Origin of the sequence: Pseudomonas sp. ES1 (genome assembly GCF_050586605.1) — a bacterium.
Taxonomy (GTDB): domain Bacteria; phylum Pseudomonadota; class Gammaproteobacteria; order Pseudomonadales; family Pseudomonadaceae; genus Aquipseudomonas; species Aquipseudomonas sichuanensis.
Window position 1 is genome coordinate 21,163 of sequence record NZ_JBOBDM010000038.1, and the last position, 14,842, is coordinate 36,004.

Sequence of the window (14,842 nt, forward strand, 5' to 3'; positions counted from 1 at the left end):
GATGGAAAACTACCAGCAACCCCTGCGCGTCGGTGTCGGCGGCCCGGTCGGGTCCGGCAAGACCGCGCTGCTCGAATGCCTGTGCAAGGCCATGCGCGATCACTACCAGATTGCCGTGGTGACCAACGATATCTATACCAAGGAAGACCAGCGCATCCTCACCGAGGCCGGCGCGTTGGAGCCCGAGCGCATTGTCGGCGTGGAAACCGGTGGCTGCCCGCATACCGCGATCCGCGAGGATGCCTCGATGAACCTCGCGGCCGTGGAGGGGCTGGCGCGCAAGTTCGGCAACCTTGAAGTGATCTTCGTCGAGAGCGGCGGCGACAACCTCAGCGCCACCTTCAGCCCTGAGCTTGCCGACCTGACCATCTACGTGATCGACGTCGCCGAAGGCGAGAAGATCCCGCGCAAGGGTGGGCCAGGCATCACCAAGTCGGACTTCCTGGTGATCAACAAGACAGACCTGGCGCCCTACGTCGGTGCCTCGCTGGAGGTGATGGAGCGCGACACCAACCGCATGCGCCCCGAGCGACCCTGGACCTTCAGCAACCTGAAGAAGGGCGACGGGTTGCAGGCGGTGATCGACTTCATCGTTGAGCGGGGGATGCTCGGCGAAAGAGCTTGAATGCGCTTGCGATCTTGGGCTTGCGAGGGCGCTCCTACAAAACAAGAAAGGATTTCCGGGGGCGCATCGGCCTTCACCTGAATGCAGTGGCAAGGTTCAGGTCTAGAGTCTTTGACGTTGGCACGACTCGCCAGCGAAGCCCATTCAAGGAGTCGCAATGAGAAAGATCGCAACAATCGCGCTGTTGGCCGCTGCAAGTGTGCTCCAGGTTGCCTATGGCCAGGAGCCCACACCGCGGGATGTGGCCGAGCGTGAGGCCATTTCGCCGTTTGCCCCGCGCAACGCTGCCCCTGGCGTGAGCATTCGCTTGGCGAGCCTCGGCGTCCCACGAATGGCTTGCCCGAAAGGCACCTTGCGCACCCCGATGGGGCATTGTCAGCCGTCATTCGATTTTGATTGAACCTTGCGCGTTTGGTGGATGTTCATGCGGTCGCGCAGGAGGCGTAGCGCTGTGGCATAAGTTGTTCCTACGAGGTGTCGTTAAGTTTCCGAGGCATGCGTGGGGCTTTACCTAAAGTCGTAGGTTTGGACCGAAGGATAAGGTCTGTCTGGCTGTCGGCAGGGGAGTAAGACAACTCACCTGCCGCCGCTAAAAGCAGAAATCCCACTCAAGGAAACATGTATGAAAAAGCTCGTCCTGATCGCCCTGTTGACCACTGCTGGCCTGAGCCAACTGGCCCACGCGTATGGTGGGTACATTCCCCCTTGCCCAGAAGGCACATACCGGACTCCGATGGGCCACTGTCAGCCTGACTTTGACTTCGACTGAGTCGTCAGCCTTTTGAAACCACTCGACGGTCCTGGGATGTTCCGGGGCCGTCGGGAGGTTCTATCCAGTATTCGAGAATCGTAGCGAGGGCCAAGTTCAGCGCAACAAATAATATGCTCAACCCCTAGGTTAATCCTTGCCTGCCACAACCGTCCGAGACCCGGTCACACAGAGTAAGCTTGTGGGAAAAATCCCAGCGTGCCGGCCACGGCGCCACAGAGGTACCCATGGCTTCATACACCCTGCGTCAACTCAAGTACTTCGTCACCACCGTAGAGGCCGGCAGCGTTGCCGAAGCCTCGCGTCAGCTGTACATCGCCCAACCGTCCATCTCCACGGCGATCAAGAGCCTGGAAGAAAGTTTTGGCGTACAGCTGTTCATTCGTCATCACGCCCAGGGCGTGTCACTGACCCCCAGCGGCAAGCGTTTCTACGCCAAAACCCGCGCCTTGCTGCAGATGGCCCACGAGTTCGAACAGAACGCCCTGGCCGACAACGACACGGTGGCCGGGCATATCGATATCGGCTGTTTCGAGACCGTGGCGCCGCTTTACCTGCCACGACTGATCGCCGGTTTTCGCGCACGTTACCCCGGGGTGGACATCCGCCTGCGCGACGGTGAGCAGCAGGAGCTGATCCAGGGCCTGACCGCCGGAACCTTCGACCTTGCGTTCCTCTACGACCATGACCTGGACGGCACAATCGAAGCCGAGCCGCTGATGCCGCCGCAGAAGCCCTACGTGCTGTTGCCGGAGAAACACCGCTTTGCCGGCCAGGCCCAGGTGTCGCTGCGCGACCTGTGCCCGGAGCCGATGATCCTGCTCGACGTGGCGCCCAGCCGTACCTACTTCGTCAGCCTGTTCAACGAACTGGGGCTCACGCCGAACATCGTCTTCAGTTCGCCGTCGATCGAGATGGTGCGCGGGATGGTGGGGCAGGGCTTCGGGTTTTCGCTGCTGGTGACCCGGCCGCATACCGAGTTCACCTATGACGGCCAGCGCCTGGTGATGTTGGATATTGCCGAGCCGGTGACGCTGTCGGGGCTGGCCGCGGCGCACCTGAAACGGGTGCAGTTGACCAAGCCGGCACAGCTGTTCGTGGAGTTTTGCCGGGAAGAACTGGCCAGGTTCTGAATAAGTATCGCGGGGCAAGTCGCATCGGCGCACCGCTGCTCCCACGCCAGTTTAAGCGTGTGGGCTTGCCCCGCGATGCGCCGCGCGGGCGGCGCTCGCTCTTCAGAGTGCTGCGACCTCATCGCCCTGCACTCGAACGTCAGCCTGTTCGTCCTCGTGCATTCTTCACTTGCTGCATCTGCACACCATCAAGCAGCGCCTCGACCACCGCCTTGGCCGCATCCAGCCCATGGTCGTTGGCCAGCAGCAGATCCCGGCAGGTGCCGGTCGCCAGTTCCATCGCTTTCAGATTGGTCGCGAATGCCCCCTTGAGCAGGGTGGACAGGTGCACCAGCGCATCCTCGAAATCGACGCCATCGCGTACCGCGAACAAAGAAGGGTGGCTGCACTCGCAGTTGCCGAAGTCGGCATGCGCCGTGGTGGCGCGGGCAGGGGGATCAGGTAAGCCTTTTGTCATTGTGTCGCTCCTTGATTCAATGGAGCCGCCACATATCGCTACCAAACGAATGGTGACGGCTGTACGTAGGTTGGTAGACCGGGAATCAAGGAAACCGGCGCGCACGGAGGCGCCCTACGCACAGCCGCCATTGAACGAAACCGCGGGCACAAAAAAACGCCAACTGAATCGCAGAGCGGGCGCTTGTGCGCCTTGATTGATCGCGGGCTACCAAACCCGGCCGCTGGACTTACAGCAGCGCGCAAAGGTTACCGGGCATGGATCGGCGTTTCAAGGCGGGATCATCTGCGGATACACTTCGCCCACTCACCACCACAAGGACGTGCACGATGCCTGATTTCACCAGCCTGCTGGCCTTCGCCCTGATCTGCCTGGGCATGGTCCTCACCCCCGGCCCGAACATGATCTACCTGATCTCCCGCTCGATCTGCCAGGGCCGTGCGGCCGGGCTGATTTCGTTGGGTGGTGTGGCCCTGGGGTTCGTTATCTACATGCTGTGCGCGGCACTGGGCATCACCGCGTTGGTGATGGCGGTGCCGCTGGCCTACGACGCGTTGCGCATCGGCGGTGCAGTGTACTTGCTGTACCTGGCCTGGCAGGCGCTGCGCCCGGGTGGCCGCTCGCCGTTCCAGGTGCGCGACCTGCCGGCGGACAGCCCGCGCCGGTTGTTCGGCATGGGCCTGTTGACCAGCCTGCTCAACCCCAAGATCGCGGTGATGTACCTGTCGCTGATGCCACAGTTCATCGAACCGGGCCACGGCAGTGTGCTGGCCCAGTCGCTGGCGCTGGGCTGCACGCAGATCATGATCAGTGTGTCGGTGAATGCGTTGATCGCAGTGATGGCCGGCTCCATCGCGGTGTTTCTCGCCGGGCGGCCGGTGTGGCAGCAGGTTCAGCGTTGGCTGATGGGGACCGTGCTGGCGGGGCTGGCCGTGCGCATGCTGGCCGAAGGCCGCCGCTGAAGGCGTGCCCCGCGTCCTGCGGGGCGGCGCGGGCTTTCAGTCCTGAACCAGGCGCGGGCGGGTCTGGCGCTCGCTCTTGTACTGCATGGCCACCGACGGTGCCGCCTTGGCGCTACCGGTTTCCAGCCATTGGCGCATGCGGCTGGCATCGGCGAAGTGGGTGTACTTGCCGTAGGCGTCGAGAATCACCATGGCCACCGGGCGGTTGTCCATCCGGGTCAGCAGCACCAGGCAGTGGCCCGCCTCGTTGGTGAAGCCGGTCTTGGTCAGCTTGATGTCCCAGTTGCTCTTGTTGACCAGGTGATCGGTGTTACGAAAGCCCAGGGTGTAGTTGGGTTTGCGGAACGCCACGGTCTTTTCCGGGGTGGTCGAGAGTTCGCCGAGCATCGGGTACTTGCGCGAGGCCATCAGCAGTTTGGCCAGGTCCTGGGCGGTTGACACGTTCAGCGTCGACAGGCCGGTCGGCTCGACGTAGCGGGTATGGCTCATGCCCAGTGCGCGGGCCTTGGCGTTCATGGCCTTGATGAACGCGCCGTAGCCACCAGGGTAGTGGTTGGCCAGGGTGGTGGCGGCGCGGTTCTCCGACGACATCAGGGTAATCAGCAGCGTCTCGCGACGGTTCAGCTCGCTACCCAGGCGCACCCGCGAATACACGCCTTTCATCTCCGGGTTGTTGGCGATGGTCATGCTGAGCATTTCGTCCATGGGCAGCTTGGCGTCGAGCACGACCATCGCGGTCATCAGCTTGGTGACCGAGGCGATGGGGCGCACGCGATCGGCGTGGCTGGCGTACAGCTCCTGGTTGGTGTTGAGGTCGATCAGCAGGGCGCTGCCGGAGGCCAGGTGCAACTTGCTGGGGTCACGTTGGGCCTGGGCCGGGGGTTGTGCAGCAGCGGTCGACGGGAGGGTCGCAGTACCTGTGAGCAACAGCAGCAGGCTGAGGATGGACAGGGAAGTTTTCACGTTGAGGCTCACTAAATGTTGGTATGTCGTTGGCTGTGCAAGGGTTTTCCCCCAAAAACCGATGCATTGTGGAGTATGGCTTAAAGGCTGTCGAATGCCTTATATCCAAAGGGCGCAAGGTGAACGAAATTTAATCCTGTACCGATTCTGTACCCATTACCTTCTCTTCCGGCTTGGCGATTTTTGGCCCGGTCGTTGGTGCAGGGCGCTGGCGGCCAGCGCCAAATTGGACTACTGCTTCCGTCTCGATCAATCCACTCAAGGAATGTGAGATGAGGCGACTACTGCTGGGTGTCATGCTGGTTGCGTCGGGCGCTGCTCAGGCTGGAATTCCGCTAGTGAACGCCACGTGCCCAGGCAACATCGAGGTGCACGCCGACAAGGGTGGCCCTATCTACATCAATGGCAAGGAAGGCAAGCTGAAGAGGTTCAACGACAACTACTTCGAAGCCAAGGGCAGCGGTGTGACGATCTCGCTGTCGATCAACCCGGACGGCTCTGCGAGCGTTTCCTATACCGGTAAGAACCGAGCCAATGGCATCTGCCAGGTGAAGGGTGATGGCTCTTGAGGCGCTGTCGGGCAGAGCCGAAGTTCTAGTTGCGGATCAGCAGGCCTTATCCGATGCGATATAGGCCATGACTGGGCCGACCTGTGAGTGAACTTGCCAGTCACTCACAGGCTCTGCGCTTCAACGGCGAGACGTGCGCGGTTATACCCGCTCTCCCTTGGCCCACAACTGCTGCCTCCAGTTGTTATTCCAGTTCCTTTGATGCACTTCGACTGCGGAACCATCCCGGGGCGCTTTGCGAGCCTCAACTTTAGCCAGGATTTGCGCACTGATATCAATGGTCTTGGCGTAGTTTTGTCGATTGAACGCTATCGTGGCACTGAAACTCTCTGCGTCGAAGACTTCAATCTGAGCGTCGGCTAACTCATTGGCCTGTTTTACCAGGCGTTCAGATCCATTCAGTACCTTGAGCAGCCGGTCCGCTTGGTCCTTGCTGAGTTCGTCAGCGTTCACCAGGACTATTTCCCTGGCCGCGTTGACACTGAAACCGAAGGATAGCCCCCTTAAATCAGGGTGGTCGGTAGAGACTTTTTCAAGGACATCTAGATAAGTCGATTCGATCTGCGCGTCCGCAGCGCGGCGGCGAACATGTGCTACCTCCATGGACGCCAACTTCTGGTTGATCGTATCCCACTGTATGGCAATGGAGTCCCTGGACATGCTGGAAACTAACTGCCTGCTTTCTTCCTCCCCCAGTGCATCAGGGTCGAGGATCTTGGCTCCACCAGAAAGCGCATGCTCGGCACCGGCAGAGGCGGCCGCCTTCAGCGCTTCGGCGTAGTTGCTGTATTTATCCAATGCCTCTTGGCTAATGTGTACGTGGTTGCCGACTTCTATCTGGTCACCATCTTCATTCACCGTCGCTACTTGGCTTGGGTTGACCTCGGTGGGCTTGGTTGCCCGCCAAATCTGGATGGATTTGTTGTCGGTGACAGTAAATGAATTGAATGTCGGAATGTTACTCATGGAAAATCCCTTTCGTCGCCATCCTGGATTTAGAGTGCGTCGGCAGGCGCCTCCAATTCTTTAGTTTGAGCGTGACGAAACCCAAGGATTTCGTGGGATTGGCAACGCACTTAAGCTCAGCGAAACCCGACGAACACTGCCGGAGTACTGCTGAGTCGCTGTCGAATGCCTTGTAGCCAAAGCGCGCAACGCGTGGTTGTTTGATCCTGCAAGTCAATATGTCGTCACGATCGTCAAGGCCAATTGCTGGTCATTCATTAATGGCGCAGGAGCGCTTTCATGGTAATGGCGCACTGCCTGTTCGAACTGTGCGCCGCGAATACCCTCGTTCGAACCAATGAAGGCCAGAGCATCTGACTTGGCAGACTTGAAGATCTCGGGGATCAGCGTCGTCAGCCCGGTGGTTCCCGCAACAAGGATCGATGGCGCTATCGTGGTGATGAACAGTGCCTGGTCGAACGGGTTGTCACGGGGCTCTGCCAATGCACTGTTGCTTGACGATGCAAGCAGCGCGATCGCCATTATCTTCCAAGCATCCATGCCCTGGCGCCTCCCTGCTGCCTGGTTGAAAGTTTGCCACCCTAGCAGGCCTGGTTGCCGCGCAGAAGCCGCCGCTGTTTTGCGCAGGCAAAAAAAGCCCGCCATGAAGGCGGGCGAGGGGACGCTTGGGGGAGCAACACACAACAACAGATTCGGTTCAGGCAATAAGGCAGTTGTCGAGCAACTGCCCGGCCAGGGTCTCGGCCGAGGAGCGGGTGGTCAACGGGCCGCTGATGGCTTCGCCGTTGCGCATCAGGTACCAGCACGCCAGTTGGCCTTGGGCACGCAGGCTGGCCGGTACGGCGCTGCCGATGACGGACATGATCTGGATCGGGGCCATGGGGGATCTCCTGTGAAACATGGCCCCACATTACGCAGACGCCGTGAAGGTTTGAAATCGATGGCTTCGATAGTGGTCATTGATTTCATCAACTGTGCCGACTACCAGCGAGGCGGGCCGTAGTAGACCGGCGGCGGGCCGTAGTAGCGGCGATACACCGGTGGCGGCGGTGCCGGCACATACTGTTCGACCACATACGGCTGGTAGTAAACGGGCGGCGGCGGTGCCTGCACATACACCGGTGGCGGTGGGTAATAGGCGGGCTGGCGCTCGACGTAGACGGTACGGTCATGCCCACCGCTGACGGCTGCCCCGACCACCGCGCCCACCACTGCCGCGCCGATCACCGGCCCCGGGCCATACCAGCCGCCACCGTGGGCGGACGCCTGCCCGCTGACGGCCAGCGCGCCGACCAGCAGGGCGATTCCGGGGATGAAACGCTTCATGGTCAATCCTCGCAAGACAACCCCACGCTTGGGGCCTGATTACTATGACCGCAGTCAGGGTCAAGTGAGCGCAGGGGAAGGGTAAAGGTTGTGTAAGGGGCGACCGGCGGCTACCTCTGTTACGCTCAGTCAATCGTTTCAGCAGCCTCGACAGGAGCGGCAATGAATCCTTCCCCCAGCAGCGCCACCGTGCTGTGCATTTCCCTGGCCGGACGCCCCGGTACCTTCGGCGTGCGCTTTCACAATCACCTCTACCAGCAGCTCGGGCTGGATTACTACTACAAGGCCATGACCACCCAGGACCTGCCGGCCGCGGTGGCCGGCATCCGCGCCCTGGGCATTCGCGGCTGCGGTGTGTCGATGCCGTACAAGGAGGCTTGCATGGCGCTGGTGGATGAGGTCGATCCGTCTGCGCTGGCGATCGAGTCGGTCAACACGCTGGTCAACACCGACGGTCACCTCAAGGCCTACAACACCGACTATCTGGCGGTACGCCAGCTGCTGCAGCGCCACCAGGTCGACCCTGGCACCGGCTTTGCCTTGCGCGGCAGCGGTGGCATGGCCAAGGCGGTGGCCAGCGCGCTGCGTGACGCGGGCTTTGCCGACGGCACCATCGTCGCCCGCAACGAACAGGCCGGGCGGCACCTGGCGGATGTCTGTGGCTATCGTTGGTTGCCCGAGCTGGGCGATCTATGCCCGCCGATGCTGGTCAATGTCACGCCGATCGGCATGGCTGGCGGGCCAGAGGCCGATCAGCTGGCGTTTTCGGAAAATGCGATTGCCGCGGCCGAGCGGGTGTTCGACGTGGTGGCGATGCCAGCGCGCACACCGCTGATCCAGCGGGCGGAAACGCTGGGCAAGCCGGTGATCAGCGGGCTTGAGGTGATTGCCCTGCAGGCGCTGGAGCAGTTCGTGCTGTATACCGGGGTGCGGCCGACGGACGAGCAGGTGGCGGCGGCGGTGGCGTTTGCCCAGGGCGGCTGAACGCAGCGGCCCCCACAGGGTACGCATGGCTTGAAGTCAGCTCGGTCGGGGTGGGAGCAACTGTTTACTGTAGGAGCGGCCTTGTGCCGCAAAAGGGCCGCAACGCGGCCCCAGCAATCTCAGCATGGTTTGGAGATCCCGGGGCTGCTGCGCAGCCCTTTCGCGGCACAAGGCCGCTCCTACAGTGGGCGTGCATACGTTGGGCTCAAAACACCTTGTGCCCGTCATCCAACTGATGGTCCACCAGCGCTCGCCCATGGGCCAGTGACACATGCTGGGCGTTCTCCAGGTCGGCGAAGAATTTCATCGGCAGCGACAGGCGCTTGCTGGTATGCCCGCCTGGATCGGTAATCAGGCAGCCGGCGGCATAGGGCAGGGGGGAATCGGGGTGGGGCATCACACTGGCGGTGATGGTGTGCTCGCGGTATTCACAGTGAAGGGTTTGCATCGTCCTTACCTCGCTGTGGCTATGGAAGGGTTACTTCCATATACCACGGCAAGGGGCCGGTAGTTCCCGGCCCGACGAGCGCGAGCGCCGTCTGTCAGTCTTTCAGCGCGGTCGGTTGGATGACTTCGACCCAGTAACCATCCGGGTCCTTGACGAAGGCCAGGTGGTTCATGCGGCCATCGGCCAGGCGCTTCTGGAAGGGCACGTCCAGCGCCTCGAAACGCGCGCAGGCTTCGCGTACGTCCGGCACCGAAATGCAGATGTGGCCAAAGCCGCGCGGGTCGGTGTTGCCGTTGTGGTAGGCGAACTCAGGGTCGTTCTCGGTGCCGTGGTTGTGGGTCAGTTCGAGCACGCCAGGGATCGATTTCATCCACTGGTGGCGCTCGGCGTCGTCGGCAGGGATCTGCGCCGGGTCGACCAGGGCCAGGAAATACAGGCTGAAGGCCGCTTCCGGGAAGTCGCGCTTGTCCACTAGGCGGAAGCCCAGTACACGGGTGTAGAAGTCCAGCGATTTCTCGATGTCCTTGACCCGCAGCATGGTGTGGTTGAATACGAATCGGGCGGTGGCGGTGTCTGGCTGGGCGGTGACGCCGGGCAGGGTGTTCAGATCATGCAGGCTCATGGGAACTCCAGAATCAGGGCCTAGGGTTTGTACGAAAAGTCGCCGAGCGGCGATCAGGCAAGGCGAAAACAGGCGAGGAAGCGGAGTTGACTGGTTGTCAATGAGCATTCCGAGCCTGTTTTCAACGCAGCATGATCGTCGCGCAGGCACTTTTCGTACAAAGCCTAAATACAGACGGGCATGATACGGCAGTGAGCCTCGAGCGCAAACGAAAGCGCCCTGCACGAGTGCAGGGCGCCGGAATTAGAGGCCCGCATGTGCGGGCGCGTGATGGGGTCGCTAGTCCTTTAGCTGGTTCGATACTGTTACAGCGCTTGTGAAAAATGTGTGAAGCGGGTGTTGATATTTCATCAGCGAACCCAGCTTTCCACGGTCTGCGCCCCGTACTGTTCTTTCCAGGCCTTCAGCCCACGGTGGTTGCCGCCTTTGGTCTCGATCAGCTCGCCGGTGTGGGGGTTCTCGTACACCTTCACCACACGCGGGCGGCGTTGCTGTTTGGCGGCAACTGCCGGGCCCCGCGCGGTCGCTTTGGGGTCGAGAATGGCGATGATGTCGCGCAGGCTCTTGTCATAGCTTTTCATCAGGCCGACTAGTTTCTGCTCGAATTCGATTTCGCGTTTGAGGCCGGCATCCTTTTTCAGCGCTTCCAGTTGTGCCATCTGTTCCTGTAGCGCTTTTTCGGCAGCACGAAACTCTGCAAGTCTGGACACTGTCATCACTCCTGTAAGTCTGCCGTGGCATGGCGTAACGAACATGGAAATCACACTAGACGCCGGCCACGCGGGTGGGTATTGCTGTTCGCTGTTAGTGAGTGTAGTAGTCGCGGGCAGGGGGGTAAACAGTAAACTTTCAATTGATTATCCGGGAACTTTGCCGGTTTTTCGCAACCGCTTTGAAATTGCTTCAACAGCTGTTCTCGGCTGCGCTAGACCATGGTCCAATGGCTCATTCCAGAGCCTTCGGGGCAAAATTGGCGATGATGGTCGAGATCTGTTCGTTCATCGCGTAGTGCCGGTGCAGGTGACTGCCCGGATTGTTTTTTGCCTTTCTCTGGATGTTCCCTCGCATGTTTGCCCCTTTTCCTCTCGCCCCCGGGCGCAGTGTTGCCGGCTTGTTCTTGCTGTGCGCCGGTGTCAGTGCCCAGGCCGCCGGTTTTGTTGAAGACAGCAGTGCCAAGATCGAAGCCCGCAATGTCTATTTCAACCGCGACTTCCGTGATGGTCACAGCAGTTCCAGCCAGGGCGCGTCGAAGCGCGAAGAGTGGGCGCAAGGGTTCATCCTCAATGTCCAGTCCGGGTATACCCAAGGCCCGGTAGGGTTCGGGGTGGATGCCTTGGGGATGTTCGGTTTCAAACTGGATTCCAGCCCGGCTGACAGTAACAGCGGGCTGCTGCCGTCGTCCGGGCATGACCCGCGCCACTCCGCCGACCAGTACGCCAAGATGGGAATTGCCGGCAAGCTGAAGGTCTCCGAGACCGTGCTCAAGTACGGTTCGATGATGCCGGATGTACCCCTGCTCAAGTACAACGATGGCCGTTTGTTGCCGACCATGTTCCACGGTGCCTGGCTCACCTCCGAAGAAGTGCGTGACCTCAAGTTCACCCTGGCGCGCCTGAACCAGTACACCGCGCGGGATTCCACCGACCGCCAGGACATCCGCGTGCACTGCAAGAACAAGCGCTATGCCTGCGATATCGAGGCCAACCACTTCGACCTGGGCGGTATCGATTACCGCTTCAACGAACGTGTCAGCGCCCAGTACCAGGTGTCCAAGCTCGAGAACATCTATCGCCAACACTTCCTCGGCCTGGTTGCCAGCCAGCCGCTGCAGGTGGGTACGCTGTCGGCCGACCTGCGCCTGATCAAGAGCGATGACATCGGCAACGCCCGCGCAGGCAACATCGACCACCGTGCCTTCAGCGGCATGCTCGGCTACAGCCTGGGCGGCCACAAGCTCAGTGCCGGCTGGCAGCGCATGTATGGCGAAAGCGCCATGCCGTACCTCGACGGCACCAACCCGTACCTGGTCAACTACGCCCAGGTCAACGACTTCGCCGCCGCCCAGGAGCGCTCCTGGCAGCTGCGTTACGACTACGACTTCAAGGCCATTGGCGTTCCCGGCCTGACGTTCTTCACCCGCTATATCAACGGCGACAACATCAAGGTGCCGGGCAGCACTGCCGAAGGCAAAGAGTGGGAGCGCGACACCGAGCTCAAGTATCAGGTGCAAAGCGGCACCTTCAAGGATGTCAGCGTGCGCCTGCGCAACTCCACTTACCGCAGCAACTACGAAAAGTGGGCGCGGGACATGGACGAGACGCGGGTTATTGTCAGCTACAACTTCTCGGTGTTCTAAGCCCCCCTTTGCCAAATACCGGTGGCCATCCGAGAATGACCGCCGGTAACCAGGCAGGGCAGGTGATGAAGCAACTTCTGTTGATTGGTATCGGCCCGGGCGACCCGCGCCAGGTCACCTACGAGGCCGTCGAGGCCATGGGCCGTGCCACGGTGTTCTTCGTGCTCGACAAGGGGCAGGAGAAGGACGAACTGGTGGGCCTGCGCAAAACCATCCTCGAACGCTACCTGCCTGATGGCGGCTATCGCCTGGTACAGGTCGCCGACCCACGGCGCGATGCCCAGGCAGCGGACTACGTTGCGGCCGTGCACGACTGGCACGTGCAGCGCGCCGCGCTGTATGCCCGGCTGATCGAGGACGAGCTCGGTGCCGATGATGTCGGCGCTTTCCTGCTCTGGGGTGAGCCGGGGCTATATGACAGCACCTTGCGCATCCTCGAGCTCGTGCGTCAGCGTGGCCTTGCGCTGGGGCTTGAGGTGATTCCCGGTATCAGCAGTATCCAGGCCCTGGCGGCCAGGCATCAGGTTCCCCTCAATCGCATCGGCGAGCCGTTGACCGTACTGCCGGGTCGTCGCCTGGCTGGGCAGGCGCAGATCGACAATGTGCTGGTGATGCTCGATGGCCAGTGCGCGTTTGCCGCACTGGAGGACCCGCAACTGACGATCTACTGGGGTGCCTACCTGAGCACGGCCGACGAGCTGTTGATTGCCGGGCCGCTGCAACAGGTCAAGGCGCAGATCCTCGACGCTCGTGAGCAGGCCCGGCGGCGCAAGGGCTGGATCATGGACACCTACCTGTTGCGCCGCGAATCCTGAGGCCGGGCTGCCGCGTTGGCAGGCAGCCGGTTAGCGGCGTTCGCGCCGCAGCATGGCCCCGACGAAGTTGTACAGCCGCTGTTCTTGCATATGCACGAGGCTGTGTTCAATACGCCCGAGCAGCACGGTGGCATGCCGCTGGCGGTCGAAGCGTGCCTTGAGCAGCGGCTCGCAGGCGTCATGCGCCCGTTGCCACTGTGCCGCGTCGCCGTACAGCTGCGCGGCCGCCTTGGCCAGCCCTTCGGCGGTGTCGGCAACGCTGCCCGGCCAGGGGTGCTGCCCTTGGATACCTACAGCACCCACCGGGGTGGTCACGCAGGGCGTGCCATGGCGCAGCGCCTCGAGCAGCGGGCCGTCGATGCCCGCGCCGGACCGTAGTGGCGCCAGGTATACACGGGCGCTGCCCAGCAGTGTCTCGACACATGCCACCTCGCCCATCACATGCAAACCCTGCTCCGGCGCATGCAAGGCCATGCTCCTGGCTGACGGGTTGGCGCCGTGGAGGTACAGCTGCGCTTCAGGCAGCTGGCGGCGCAGCACCGGCCAGAGGTTGTGCCTGAGCCACAGCAGCGCATCATGCTGGGCCGCCGAGGCGAAGTCGCCCAGGCACACGAAGTGCTGGCGCTCGGCGAACGGGCGCGAGGTAACGGCTGGCTCGACCATCGGCGGGCAGTAATGCAGCAGGAAATCCGGCACACCGAAGCCGTTGACCAGCAGGTCGAACTCGGCTTGCGAGGTGATTAGCGTCAGGTCGCAGCGCCAGATGGCCGCCAGTTCACGTTGGGTCAGTTCGCTGGGCGCCATCTGCCGATACAGGTCCGGGCCGCTGGTGGCGAACAGGGCGCGGAAGTCGTTTGGGTCGAGGCCTTCGATCAGGCGGCGGCGCAGCAGTTGCTGGCGCGTCTCGCGCAGGCTTTGCAGGCCGCCGGTGAGCAGCACGCGCAGGGCTTGGGGGATGTGTTGGGTGACCTGGCTGGCGTAGCGCTCTTCGCTGGTGAAACTGTCGAACAGCACCACGTCTGCGGCCTGGCTGGCGAAGAAGCCCTGATCATCAGCGCGGATGTGCTGCTCGATCACGCCAAGTGCCGCCAGGTCGGCCTTGCGCTCGCAGGGTTGGGCCGAGCTGGCGAAGGTAACCTGCCAGCCGCCGGCCAGGAAGGTTTGGAGAATCTGCTGCAGGTGCTGGCCGGCGCTGCAGGCCTGTGACTCGGGCCAGCTGTGGCTGAGGACCAGGAGATGGGGCATGGGGGGAGGGCCTTGGGGCAAAGGGCGCTATTTAAGCATATGGGGATGGGGTGGGCTGCCATGGGCATGACGGGGCATTTCCAGCGCCTGTCACGGCGAACACCTCGCAGCCCTACACCAAACCTTGAAGAAAGCACCCCACCTCAACCCGCCCCAAGAATCTCCCGCACTTTGTCCCGCAACCGATCAATGCTGAACGGCTTGGCAATCATGTACATGCCTTCAGGCACACTCACGTTCTCGGCAAAGCCACTGGCAAACAGTACAGGCAGCAGGGGCCGCAACTCACGGGCCTTGCCCGCCAGTTCTTCACCGCGCATATCCGGCAAACCGACATCGGTCATCATCAACGCCAACGACTGCCCGGCATCTTCGAGAACCTTCAGTGCAGCAGCGGCATTTTCCGCCTCGACGGTTTTGTAGCCCAGTTCGTCGAGCACATCGACTATCAACATACGAACGATGTCGTCGTCCTCGACTACCAGAAGATGCATTGTACGGATCCTGTTTCGCGTAAGGGGTATCTACTCTGTGCCCGTGGCGGAGTAGAAGTTCCCCAGCTTAACGGCGTGTGCAATCAGATGGAACGATTGGCGCACAGC

20 protein-coding genes are annotated in these 14,842 nt (G+C 61.6%); 9 read left to right on the forward strand and 11 right to left on the reverse strand.

Annotated features, from left to right (window positions below):
- Nucleotide 1 precedes the first annotated feature (1 nt).
- From ureG to ACQ4N9_RS16685, 4 genes are all read left to right on the forward strand, one after another.
- On the forward strand, nucleotides 2–625 hold the full coding sequence (gene ureG / locus ACQ4N9_RS16670) for an urease accessory protein UreG (RefSeq protein WP_390970990.1): 624 nt from the start codon (nucleotides 2–4) through the stop codon (nucleotides 623–625).
- 157 nt (nucleotides 626–782) lie between these two features.
- Complete coding sequence (locus ACQ4N9_RS16675; RefSeq protein WP_390970991.1) at nucleotides 783–1,025, forward strand: hypothetical protein; 243 nt, start codon at nucleotides 783–785, stop codon at nucleotides 1,023–1,025.
- A 222-nt stretch (nucleotides 1,026–1,247) separates the two neighbouring features.
- Entirely contained in the window at nucleotides 1,248–1,394 is a 147-nt protein-coding gene (locus ACQ4N9_RS16680; RefSeq protein ID WP_390970993.1) for a hypothetical protein, read from the forward strand.
- 227 nt (nucleotides 1,395–1,621) lie between these two features.
- Nucleotides 1,622–2,527 carry a LysR family transcriptional regulator gene (locus ACQ4N9_RS16685; RefSeq protein ID WP_153786428.1) on the forward strand — a complete coding sequence of 302 codons (906 nt, stop codon included), beginning with the start codon at nucleotides 1,622–1,624 and terminating at the stop codon, nucleotides 2,525–2,527.
- Between the two features lie 139 nt (nucleotides 2,528–2,666).
- Here the strand turns inward: ACQ4N9_RS16685 and ACQ4N9_RS16690 are convergent, their stop codons facing one another.
- Nucleotides 2,667–2,900 carry a hypothetical protein gene (locus ACQ4N9_RS16690; protein WP_390971053.1) on the reverse strand — a complete coding sequence of 78 codons (234 nt, stop codon included), beginning with the start codon at nucleotides 2,898–2,900 and terminating at the stop codon, nucleotides 2,667–2,669.
- 413 nt (nucleotides 2,901–3,313) lie between these two features.
- On the opposite strand from ACQ4N9_RS16690, the gene ACQ4N9_RS16695 reads away from it, so the two are divergent.
- The gene (locus ACQ4N9_RS16695; RefSeq protein WP_390970995.1) at nucleotides 3,314–3,946 is read left to right on the forward strand and encodes a LysE family translocator; all 633 of its coding nucleotides are present in this window, start codon (nucleotides 3,314–3,316) and stop codon (nucleotides 3,944–3,946) included.
- 36 nt (nucleotides 3,947–3,982) lie between these two features.
- Here the strand turns inward: ACQ4N9_RS16695 and pbpG are convergent, their stop codons facing one another.
- Nucleotides 3,983–4,909 carry a D-alanyl-D-alanine endopeptidase gene (gene pbpG, locus ACQ4N9_RS16700; protein ID WP_390970997.1) on the reverse strand — a complete coding sequence of 309 codons (927 nt, stop codon included), beginning with the start codon at nucleotides 4,907–4,909 and terminating at the stop codon, nucleotides 3,983–3,985.
- Nucleotides 4,910–5,181: 272 nt separating this feature from the next.
- Here pbpG and ACQ4N9_RS16705 point away from each other — a divergent pair, with 272 nt between their 5' ends.
- Nucleotides 5,182–5,478, forward strand: coding sequence for a hypothetical protein (locus tag ACQ4N9_RS16705; protein ID WP_390970999.1), 297 nt, complete (start codon nucleotides 5,182–5,184; stop codon nucleotides 5,476–5,478).
- 141 nt (nucleotides 5,479–5,619) lie between these two features.
- Here the strand turns inward: ACQ4N9_RS16705 and ACQ4N9_RS16710 are convergent, their stop codons facing one another.
- From ACQ4N9_RS16710 to ACQ4N9_RS16725, 4 genes are all read right to left on the reverse strand, one after another.
- Nucleotides 5,620–6,444 (reverse strand): hypothetical protein, encoded by an 825-nt coding sequence (locus tag ACQ4N9_RS16710; protein ID WP_390971002.1) that lies wholly within the window; start codon nucleotides 6,442–6,444, stop codon nucleotides 5,620–5,622.
- Between the two features lie 213 nt (nucleotides 6,445–6,657).
- The gene (locus tag ACQ4N9_RS16715; RefSeq protein ID WP_390971004.1) at nucleotides 6,658–6,984 is read right to left on the reverse strand and encodes a DUF2388 domain-containing protein; all 327 of its coding nucleotides are present in this window, start codon (nucleotides 6,982–6,984) and stop codon (nucleotides 6,658–6,660) included.
- Between the two features lie 157 nt (nucleotides 6,985–7,141).
- Nucleotides 7,142–7,324, reverse strand: coding sequence for a hypothetical protein (locus ACQ4N9_RS16720; RefSeq protein WP_390971006.1), 183 nt, complete (start codon nucleotides 7,322–7,324; stop codon nucleotides 7,142–7,144).
- A 101-nt stretch (nucleotides 7,325–7,425) separates the two neighbouring features.
- Complete coding sequence (locus ACQ4N9_RS16725) at nucleotides 7,426–7,770, reverse strand: hypothetical protein (RefSeq protein WP_110994624.1); 345 nt, start codon at nucleotides 7,768–7,770, stop codon at nucleotides 7,426–7,428.
- 162 nt (nucleotides 7,771–7,932) lie between these two features.
- On the opposite strand from ACQ4N9_RS16725, the gene ACQ4N9_RS16730 reads away from it, so the two are divergent.
- On the forward strand, nucleotides 7,933–8,754 hold the full coding sequence (locus ACQ4N9_RS16730; RefSeq protein ID WP_390971008.1) for a shikimate 5-dehydrogenase: 822 nt from the start codon (nucleotides 7,933–7,935) through the stop codon (nucleotides 8,752–8,754).
- Nucleotides 8,755–8,959: 205 nt separating this feature from the next.
- On the opposite strand, the gene ACQ4N9_RS16735 is transcribed toward ACQ4N9_RS16730, so the two are convergent.
- The 3 genes from ACQ4N9_RS16735 to ACQ4N9_RS16745 form a co-directional block, all read right to left on the reverse strand.
- Nucleotides 8,960–9,202, reverse strand: a complete 243-nt coding sequence (locus ACQ4N9_RS16735; RefSeq protein WP_125463705.1) for a hypothetical protein — start codon at nucleotides 9,200–9,202, stop codon at nucleotides 8,960–8,962.
- Nucleotides 9,203–9,296: 94 nt separating this feature from the next.
- On the reverse strand, nucleotides 9,297–9,824 hold the full coding sequence (gloA, locus tag ACQ4N9_RS16740; protein WP_390971010.1) for a lactoylglutathione lyase: 528 nt from the start codon (nucleotides 9,822–9,824) through the stop codon (nucleotides 9,297–9,299).
- A gap of 350 nt (nucleotides 9,825–10,174) precedes the next feature.
- Nucleotides 10,175–10,534, reverse strand: coding sequence for a histone-like nucleoid-structuring protein, MvaT/MvaU family (locus tag ACQ4N9_RS16745; protein WP_110994653.1), 360 nt, complete (start codon nucleotides 10,532–10,534; stop codon nucleotides 10,175–10,177).
- A gap of 356 nt (nucleotides 10,535–10,890) precedes the next feature.
- Here ACQ4N9_RS16745 and ACQ4N9_RS16750 point away from each other — a divergent pair, with 356 nt between their 5' ends.
- Entirely contained in the window at nucleotides 10,891–12,180 is a 1,290-nt protein-coding gene (locus ACQ4N9_RS16750) for an OprD family porin (protein WP_390971012.1), read from the forward strand.
- Between the two features lie 65 nt (nucleotides 12,181–12,245).
- Nucleotides 12,246–12,995: a precorrin-6A synthase (deacetylating) gene (gene cobF, locus ACQ4N9_RS16755; protein WP_390971014.1), complete on the forward strand. Its 750-nt coding sequence runs from the start codon at nucleotides 12,246–12,248 to the stop codon at nucleotides 12,993–12,995.
- Nucleotides 12,996–13,025: 30 nt separating this feature from the next.
- On the opposite strand, the gene ACQ4N9_RS16760 is transcribed toward cobF, so the two are convergent.
- Together ACQ4N9_RS16760 and ACQ4N9_RS16765 are read right to left on the reverse strand one after the other, a co-directional pair.
- Nucleotides 13,026–14,240: a glycosyltransferase family 4 protein gene (locus tag ACQ4N9_RS16760; RefSeq protein ID WP_390971016.1), complete on the reverse strand. Its 1,215-nt coding sequence runs from the start codon at nucleotides 14,238–14,240 to the stop codon at nucleotides 13,026–13,028.
- 143 nt (nucleotides 14,241–14,383) lie between these two features.
- On the reverse strand, nucleotides 14,384–14,734 hold the full coding sequence (locus ACQ4N9_RS16765; protein ID WP_390971018.1) for a response regulator: 351 nt from the start codon (nucleotides 14,732–14,734) through the stop codon (nucleotides 14,384–14,386).
- Nucleotides 14,735–14,842: the final 108 nt, after the last annotated feature.